General features: G+C 56.4%; 1 pseudogene. It reads left to right on the forward strand.

Annotation, left to right across the window (positions count from 1 at the left end):
- Window positions 1–296 (forward strand): annotated as a pseudogene (locus tag MXD62_RS08335) (NAD(P)-dependent alcohol dehydrogenase); the annotation flags it as partial.

Consider the following 296-nt stretch of genomic DNA (forward strand, 5'->3'; position numbering starts at 1 on the left):
GCATTGTCCCGATCTCAAATTCCCCGGTCTTACGGTTGACGGCGGATATGCTGAGTATTTGAAGACCTCGGAACGAGCTTTGATCCCACTCCCGAAGAATGTGGCTCCGGCCGATGTGGCACCGTTTGCTGATGCCGGAATCACTGCCTATCGGGCTGTCCGCAAGGCTGCTCCATTAGCGATACCTGGGACCACTGTGGTGATGATTGGCATGGGCGGATTGGGACATATCGGCGTCCAGGTCATGCGCGAGCTGGGAAATGCCGACATCATTGCGCTTGACCGCAACAAGGAAC

Origin of the sequence: Frankia sp. Mgl5, assembly GCF_023242985.1 — a bacterium.
Classification (GTDB): domain Bacteria; phylum Actinomycetota; class Actinomycetes; order Frankiales; family Frankiaceae; genus Parafrankia; species Parafrankia soli.